The sequence below is a fragment of the Achromobacter sp. genome (genome assembly GCF_036567245.1).
Classification (GTDB): domain Bacteria; phylum Pseudomonadota; class Gammaproteobacteria; order Burkholderiales; family Burkholderiaceae_B; genus Achromobacter.
This window is the reverse complement of the sequence record NZ_DATCUY010000430.1, coordinates 1-6,777: the sequence shown is the minus strand read 5'-3', so window position 1 is coordinate 6,777 and position 6,777 is coordinate 1. Positions and strand designations below refer to the sequence as shown.

The window sequence follows — 6,777 nt, the reverse complement described above, 5'->3', positions numbered from 1 at the left end:
CGGCGCGCGCCGCGCCCAGGGCCTGCGCCACGCCGCGTGCCTGGGCGTCGCTGCGCACCAGCTGCGGATCGTCCCAGAGCGGCACGGCCGGTGAAAAATACGAACCCATGCCATGGCGCGGCTGCGGCGTCACACGGGCCGAAGACAAGGTCATGACCGTGGGCGGCATGGACCGCACCACCCCACCCACTTCGGGACGCATGCGGTAGATGTGCTGATGGATGCGGACTTCGCCCAGCACGCCCTCGGGCAGCTCGCCGTGCACCGGCACCACCGTGCCCGCCTCGCCCGGCTCGATCAGGCCCATGGGCCGCGCCGCGCACACCAGGAAGTGGTCGGCGTCGAGCCGGCTGCTGCAATGGCCATAGGCGTGGACCAGTCCGGCGCGGGCCAGGCCGCGCGCCGCCACCCGCACCAGGGCTTCCTGGCCGGCCTCAACCTTCATCGGCACGGCGCTCACGTCTTGAACTCCGGGATATCGGGCTTGGCGCCCCACATGCAGAACGAGGACGGCACGGCGGGGAAGCTGCGCGGGCGGTAGGTCTTTTCGTCTTCGGCGGTGATCAGGCGCACGCCGGTGGAGTATTCGTAAATCATCCCGTCGGGTCCGTCGAAGTACAGGAACATCGCCCCCGAAGTCGGATGCCGCCCGGGACCGAAACGGATCGGCACGTTCCATTCCTTCAGCTGATACCAGGCGCGCATGATGTCGTCGATGCTCTCGACCTGGTGGTTGATGTGCTGCACGCCCGGATAGCTGGAGGGAAACAGCGCAATCTTGTGGTGCACTTCGTCGATGCGCAGCAACGGCGCTTCGCCGATGCGGTCACTGACGCGGGCCGACAGCAGGCCGGTCCAGAAGGCCTCGTCGCGCCGCGCATCCAGCGTGCGCAGGCCGATGTGCGAAAAGCCTGTCACGCCGGCATCGCGGCTGGGGAAATAGCGGCGGCCGCTGTGATGCGGCGCATGCACCAGCTCGATGCGGTTGCCGGAGGGGTCGATGAAGCTGAGGAAATCGCGCACGTAGCGCTGCTCGGCGTCCTCGCGCTTGCCCGCGGTGACCTGATAACCGCTACGCTCCAGCACCGCGCCGGCATGCTCCAATTCCTCGGTCGTGTCCACTTCGAACGCCGAGGTGTGATCGCGCGGATCGCCTTCGAAATAGCACAGGGTGTGATCGCGGGAGTCGGACTTGAAATAGACCGCGCCGTGCTCCTTGCGCGCCACTTCCAGCCCCAGCACCGCAGTCGCGTAGCGAACCGCGGATTCCAGGTCGCGGGTACCCAGCCGGACGTACCGGATGTCGTGTAGCCGTATCACTGCTTGTCTCCAGGTTGCGTCTGCCGCCAGCTTCATGCCGGTCGTAGTCTCGACGCTTTTTTCTACGATAAGCAGCATAAATCTCGGCGTCAATAATTTTTATCGAGATTTTTTGAACGCAGTGATAAAGTAGCTTCCATGTCAGACGGCGCCACCCTCCCCCCGCTCGCCCATTCCGCCTCGGCCAACACCCTGGTCGGCGCGGCCTACGTCAACCTGCGCCGCGACATCATCCAGGGCGTCCATCCGCCCGGCTCGCGCCTGCGGGTCGAGCACTTGAAGGACGATTACGGCGTGGGCGCGGGTACGCTGCGCGAAGCGCTGGCGCTGCTGGTGTCGGACGCGCTGGTCATCGCGCAAGGGCAGCGCGGCTTCCACGTCACGCCGATTTCGCTGGAAGATTTCCGCGACATCACCGAGAACCGCGTGCTGCTCGAAAGCCAGGCCTTGCGCCAGTCCATCGCCCTGGGCGACGACGACTGGGAAAGCGCCGTGCTCGCCGCGTTCCACCGCCTGAGCAAGGCCGAGCAACGCCTGGCCGCCGACCCCGACACCCGCTTTGAAGAGTGGGAGCAGCGCAACCGCGAGTTCCACCGCGAACTGATTCGCGCCTGTCCCTCGCGCTGGCTGCATCACTTTCTGGGCATCCTGTACCAGCAGGCCGAGCGCTACCGCCGCCTGACCGTCACGCGCAAGCCCATCGCCCGCAACCTGGACGACGAACACAAGGGCATCCTGGATGCCACGCTGGCCCGCGACGCGGACCGCGCCTGTGACCTGCTGGCGGCCCATATCCGGCTGACCTACGACGCGGTGGCTCGCCTGCCACCGGATCTGTTCACGCCGGATTGAAAGCCACGCCATAAAAACCACGCCAGTTGAAAAAAACCCACACCGGCGCATGCTTACCCGTTGATTCGCCTACACCACTTCTATAGAATCTTCAATTCGGGCCTCTGCCCATTTCTTTTCCCCACATCTCACACCACTGGGAGGCGCAAGATGATGAATCCGCATACCGCCATCCCGCGCGTGTCTCCGCGACGCCACTAAGTCGTCGCCCGCGCGGACCCATCGCTGGATGCCTATCTAGCGACTGGTCCCCCGCGCCCGCCCCAAAAACCTAAACGCAATCGCCCGCGCCTTGCTGCGCAGGCCGTTCCTTCCTCTTTCCACACAAGGACACCCGGCGTCCTGGTGCCGCCGGGCCATTGCAATGGCCAGAAATAAAATTGATCTACGAGGACAGACCTTCAAGGATGTCCTGGGCTTTACCTTCCGCCACTGGCGCGCGCAACCCTGGCGCACCTCCAGCATCATCGTGCTCGCCCTGCTGTCGGCGGTGACCGACGTGCTGACGCCGCTGTACGCCGGCAGGCTGGTCGACGCAGTGGCCTCGGGCGCGGCCGGCGACGAGATCGTCTGGAGCGCGGCCCTCACCGCGTTCTGGCTGCTGCTCGCGCTGGGCATCGGCGGCACACTGCTGCGCCAGGCCGTGTTCCAGAACATCATCACCTTCACTTTGAAGATGATGAACGGCATCGTGTCCAACGCGTTCTACCGCGTGCAGCGGTTTTCCACGGACTGGCACGCCAACAGTTTCGCCGGCTCCACGGTGCGCAAGGTGACGCGCGGCATGTGGGCGGTGGACATCCTCAACGACACGCTGCTGGTCGCGCTGCTGCCGTCGGTCGTGATGCTGGTGGGCGCCACCGCCCTGCTGGGCGTGCACTGGCCGATCATGGGCCTGGTGGTGGGCCTGGGTTCGGTGCTGTACATCGCCGTGACCGCGGCGCTGTCGCTGGGCTATGTGGCGCCGGCGGCGCGACTGGGCAACGCCTGGGACACCCGCATGGGCGGCGCCCTGGCCGACGCCGTCAGCTGCAATGCGGTCGTCAAGGCCTTCGGCGCCGAGGAACGCGAAGAAGTCAGGCTGGACCGCGTCGTCGACAAATGGCGCCGCCGCACCCGCCGCACCTGGATCCGCGGCACGATCAACGGCGGCGTCCAGGGCGCCATGCTGGTCGCCATGCAGGCGGGCATCCTAGGCGCGTCGCTGCTGTTGTGGTCGCGTGGCCAGGCCAGCGTGGGCGACATCACTTTCGCCTTGACGATGTTCTTCATGCTGCAGGGCTATCTGCGCGACGTGGGCATGCACATCCGCAACCTGCAGCGCTCGGTCAACGACATGGAAGAACTGGTCGCGCTGGAAAAGCAGCCGCTAGGCGTGGACGACAGGCCCGACGCGGGCGAGCTGCGCGTCACGGCCGGCGAGATCCGCTTCGAGGACGTGACGTTCCGCTATGGCGCGCACGACAAGGCGCTGTACGACCAGTTCTCGGTGCGCATCGCACCGGGCGAACGGGTCGGCCTGGTCGGCCATTCGGGCTCGGGCAAGACCACGTTCATCAAGCTGATCCAGCGCCTGTATGACGTCAACGACGGCCGCATCACGATCGACGGGCAGGACATCGCCCAGGCGCGGCAGGCTTCCTTGCGCAGCCAGATCGCCATCGTGCAGCAGGAGCCGGTGCTGTTCCACCGCACGCTGGCGGAGAACATCGCCTATGCCCGTCCCGGCGCCACACAGGCCGAGATCGAGCAGGCGGCGCGGCTGGCCAGCGCCCATGACTTCATCATGACGCTGCCCAAGGGCTACGAGACGCTGGTCGGCGAACGCGGCGTCAAGCTGTCGGGCGGCGAGCGCCAGCGCGTGGCCCTGGCCCGGGCCTTCCTGGCCGATGCGCCCATCCTGATCCTGGACGAAGCCACGTCCAGCCTGGACAGCGAAAGCGAGGTGCTGATCCAGCAGGCCATGGACCGCCTGATGGTGGGCCGCACCACACTGGTGGTGGCGCACCGCCTGTCCACGGTGCGCGCGCTGGACCGCCTGCTGGTGATGGACCGCGGCCGCATCATCGAGGAAGGCAGCCACGACGCGCTGATCCGCCTGAAGGGCGGCCTGTACCGGCGCCTGTTCGAGCGCCAGGCGCTGGAGCTAACCAAGGGCCTGACGCAGTCGGAGCTGCTGGAGGACGGCGCAGTCCCGCCGCAGCCGAAGGACGAGGAAGCCGACGAGTCCTCGTACGCCTACGCCAAGTAAGCGTGACCGCCGGCCTCGCGGCGCAAGCCGCGGGGCCGGCGCTTCAGGCCGGACGCTGGGCGACGGTCAGACGCAGGCCGAAGCCGATCAGCGTCAATCCGAATACCCGGCTCTGGATCTTCTGCGCCCGGGGGCTGGCCGACATCCAGCGCCCCACCACCCCGCCCGCCAGCGCGCAAAGCACGTCCAGGATGAGGCCCATGCTGACCAGGATCACGCCCAACACGACGAATTGCGGGCCGATCGGCCCCTGGGCGGGGGACACGAACTGGGGCAGCAGCACCGAGCAGAACAGCAAAGCCTTGGGGTTGAGGACATTGGTCAGCACCCCGCTCAGGAGCGCCGGCCCCAACCCTGTCCGGCCCGCCGCTGGCTGCCCGGTGGCGTCGTAGGAAACGGGTCCCGCGCGCAGCAGCTTCACTCCCAGCCAGACCAGATAACAGCCGCCCACCGTGCGCGCCGCATCGAACGCCCAGGGGTGGGTCTTGAACAGCGCCGCCAGTCCCAGCGCGGCCAATGTCACGTGCGCGGCCCGCGCAATGGCCAGCCCCACGGCCACCGCCAGCGCCTGCCCCCTGCCGCGCAGCACGCCAGTTTCCAGCAGCAGAATCATATCGGGCCCGGGCACCACGTAGACGATCAGCAAAGCCCCTAGAAACATCGCCATATCCGCCATCATTCCACCTGTTTGCTCGATCACAGGCGATCATTCTAGGAAAACCGCGCTGGCATGTGCATCCTATTCATGCCAGTGGATTTATGATGATTGGCATATTTCACCAATCAATAAACCTCAGACTTGATTCCATGCCAAAACGCGAACTGGACGCCTACGACCGCCGCATCCTGGAGGCCCTACAGCAGAATGGCAGGCTGACCAATGTCGAACTCGCCGAGCAGATCGGCCTGTCGCCCTCCCCCTGCTTGCGGCGAGTGCGACTGTTGGAAGAGGCCGGCGTCATCCAGGGGTACGAGGCCCGCCTGGCGCCGGACGAGGTCGGCCTGGGCCTGACCATCTTCGTCGGCATCAAGGTGGAACGGCACCACGAACGGGACGCCGCCCAGTTCCGCAAGGAAGTCAGCGCGCTGCCGGAAGTCATCTCCGCGCATCTGGTGTCGGGCGAATCCGATTTCCTGCTGCAGGTGGTGGTGCCGGACCTGCGCGCCTACGAGCGCTTCCTGCTGGACACGCTGCTCAAGCTGCCCGGCGTGAAGGACATACGCAGCAATTTCGCCATCCAGACCGTCAAGCCGCAAAGTCCGCTGCCGCTGGATCATCTGGCGAAGTAAACAGGCAGCGCGTCCCGTCTTGATGGCAGGCTCAGGCCATCGCCGCCGCGGCCCAGTCCACCGCCTGCGAGCGGCGCTCGAAGCGGGCCTGCGACATTTCCAGATAACGCTGCACCACGGCGGGTTCAGAGGTCTTGGGCGTGCCTCCGGGGAACGGCGGCTGGGGGTCGTACTCGATCTGCAGCTGGATCAGCTTGGCCACGTCCTCGCCGCACAGCAGCGCCACCACTTTCAGCCCCATGTCGATGCCCGATGTCACGCCGCCGGCGGTGAACAGGTTGCCGTCCACGCACATGCGCTCGTCACTGGGGATGGCGCCGAAGCGCGACAGCAATTCACGCGCGCGCCAATGGCTGGACGCGCGCTTGCCGCGCAGCAGCCCCGCCGCGCCCAGCAGCAACGAACCGGTGCAGATGCCGAACACATAGCGTGCCGCCAGCCCCTGCACCCTTGTGAACGCTACCCAGTCGGCGTCGACAATGGCATCATCCGTGCCCGGCCCGCCCGGCACCACCAGCAGATCGCAGGGCGGCGCGGATGCGATGGTCTGCGTGGGCACGAAACACAGCCCGCGATCGCTGCGCACCGGATCGCGCGTTTTTGCGACAAAATCCACGGTGAAGCCCGGCGCGCCCGCCAGCACTTCGTACGGTCCGGTCATGTCCAGCTGGGTCAGCCCCTCGAACAAGAGAAAATTCACATGCATGACGATGCTCCGTTAGAAACGACGACTTCCAGCATAGGCGGACGCGCCAGGACGCGCGCGCCAAATTCGGCGCCGGATGCGCCATTGCACGTGTTGTTCGTCCTGTACGACGGTTTCCAGCCGCTGGACCTGGCCGGCCCCTGGCAAGCTTTCAGTTCGGCCAATGAAGAGTCGGGCCGCAAGCTCTACCGGCTGCGTACCATCGCCGCCACGCCCCTGGTCTCCACTTGGGAACAGGGCTTGCGCATGCAGGTGGACGGCACCTTTGCCGACGATGGCGACGAGCCCCTGGACATGCTGTTCGTGCCCGGCGGCCCCGGCGCGGACTTCGCGGGAGCCCACGGCGAGACGCGCGCCT

Annotated in this window: 7 protein-coding genes and 1 pseudogene; 4 read left to right on the top strand and 4 right to left on the bottom strand. The window is 66.5% G+C overall.

From position 1 onward, the window contains the following. Positions 1-445, bottom strand: a 445-nt coding sequence (locus VIR09_RS18425; RefSeq protein WP_332014172.1) for a class II aldolase/adducin family protein, incomplete at its 3' end; no start/stop codon positions are given. A gap of 11 nt (positions 446-456) precedes the next feature. Further along, on the bottom strand, positions 457-1,320 hold the full coding sequence (locus VIR09_RS18420) for a VOC family protein (protein WP_332014171.1): 864 nt from the start codon (positions 1,318-1,320) through the stop codon (positions 457-459). 138 nt (positions 1,321-1,458) lie between these two features. Between VIR09_RS18420 and VIR09_RS18415 the strand changes: the two genes are divergently transcribed. After that, the gene (locus tag VIR09_RS18415) at positions 1,459-2,172 is read left to right on the top strand and encodes a GntR family transcriptional regulator (protein WP_332014170.1); all 714 of its coding nucleotides are present in this window, start codon (positions 1,459-1,461) and stop codon (positions 2,170-2,172) included. Positions 2,173-2,536: 364 nt separating this feature from the next. Then, entirely contained in the window at positions 2,537-4,423 is a 1,887-nt protein-coding gene (locus VIR09_RS18410) for an ABC transporter ATP-binding protein (protein WP_332014169.1), read from the top strand. 43 nt (positions 4,424-4,466) lie between these two features. On the opposite strand, the gene VIR09_RS18405 is transcribed toward VIR09_RS18410, so the two are convergent. Then, a complete protein-coding gene (locus tag VIR09_RS18405; RefSeq protein ID WP_332014168.1) occupies positions 4,467-5,084 on the bottom strand; it encodes a LysE family translocator in 618 nt (205 codons plus the stop codon). 146 nt (positions 5,085-5,230) lie between these two features. Between VIR09_RS18405 and VIR09_RS18400 the strand changes: the two genes are divergently transcribed. Next, on the top strand, positions 5,231-5,713 hold the full coding sequence (locus VIR09_RS18400; protein ID WP_332014167.1) for an Lrp/AsnC family transcriptional regulator: 483 nt from the start codon (positions 5,231-5,233) through the stop codon (positions 5,711-5,713). 31 nt (positions 5,714-5,744) lie between these two features. Here the strand turns inward: VIR09_RS18400 and VIR09_RS18395 are convergent, their stop codons facing one another. Then, the gene (locus VIR09_RS18395; RefSeq protein ID WP_332014166.1) at positions 5,745-6,419 is read right to left on the bottom strand and encodes a DJ-1/PfpI family protein; all 675 of its coding nucleotides are present in this window, start codon (positions 6,417-6,419) and stop codon (positions 5,745-5,747) included. Between VIR09_RS18395 and VIR09_RS18390 the strand changes: the two are divergent. Beyond that, positions 6,414-6,777 (top strand): annotated as a pseudogene (locus VIR09_RS18390) (AraC family transcriptional regulator); the annotation flags it as partial. The gene VIR09_RS18395 and the pseudogene VIR09_RS18390 sit on opposite strands and share 6 nt — an antisense overlap.

Coding starts and splice junctions, on each gene's coding strand:
- VIR09_RS18415 (WP_332014170.1), top strand. CDS start 1,459: ATGTCAGACGGCGCCACCCTCCCCCCGCTCGCCCATTCCGCCTCGGCC.
- VIR09_RS18410 (WP_332014169.1), top strand. CDS start 2,537: ATGGCCAGAAATAAAATTGATCTACGAGGACAGACCTTCAAGGATGTC.
- VIR09_RS18405 (WP_332014168.1), bottom strand. CDS start 5,084: ATGTTTCTAGGGGCTTTGCTGATCGTCTACGTGGTGCCCGGGCCCGAT.
- VIR09_RS18400 (WP_332014167.1), top strand. CDS start 5,231: ATGCCAAAACGCGAACTGGACGCCTACGACCGCCGCATCCTGGAGGCC.
- VIR09_RS18395 (WP_332014166.1), bottom strand. CDS start 6,419: ATGCATGTGAATTTTCTCTTGTTCGAGGGGCTGACCCAGCTGGACATG.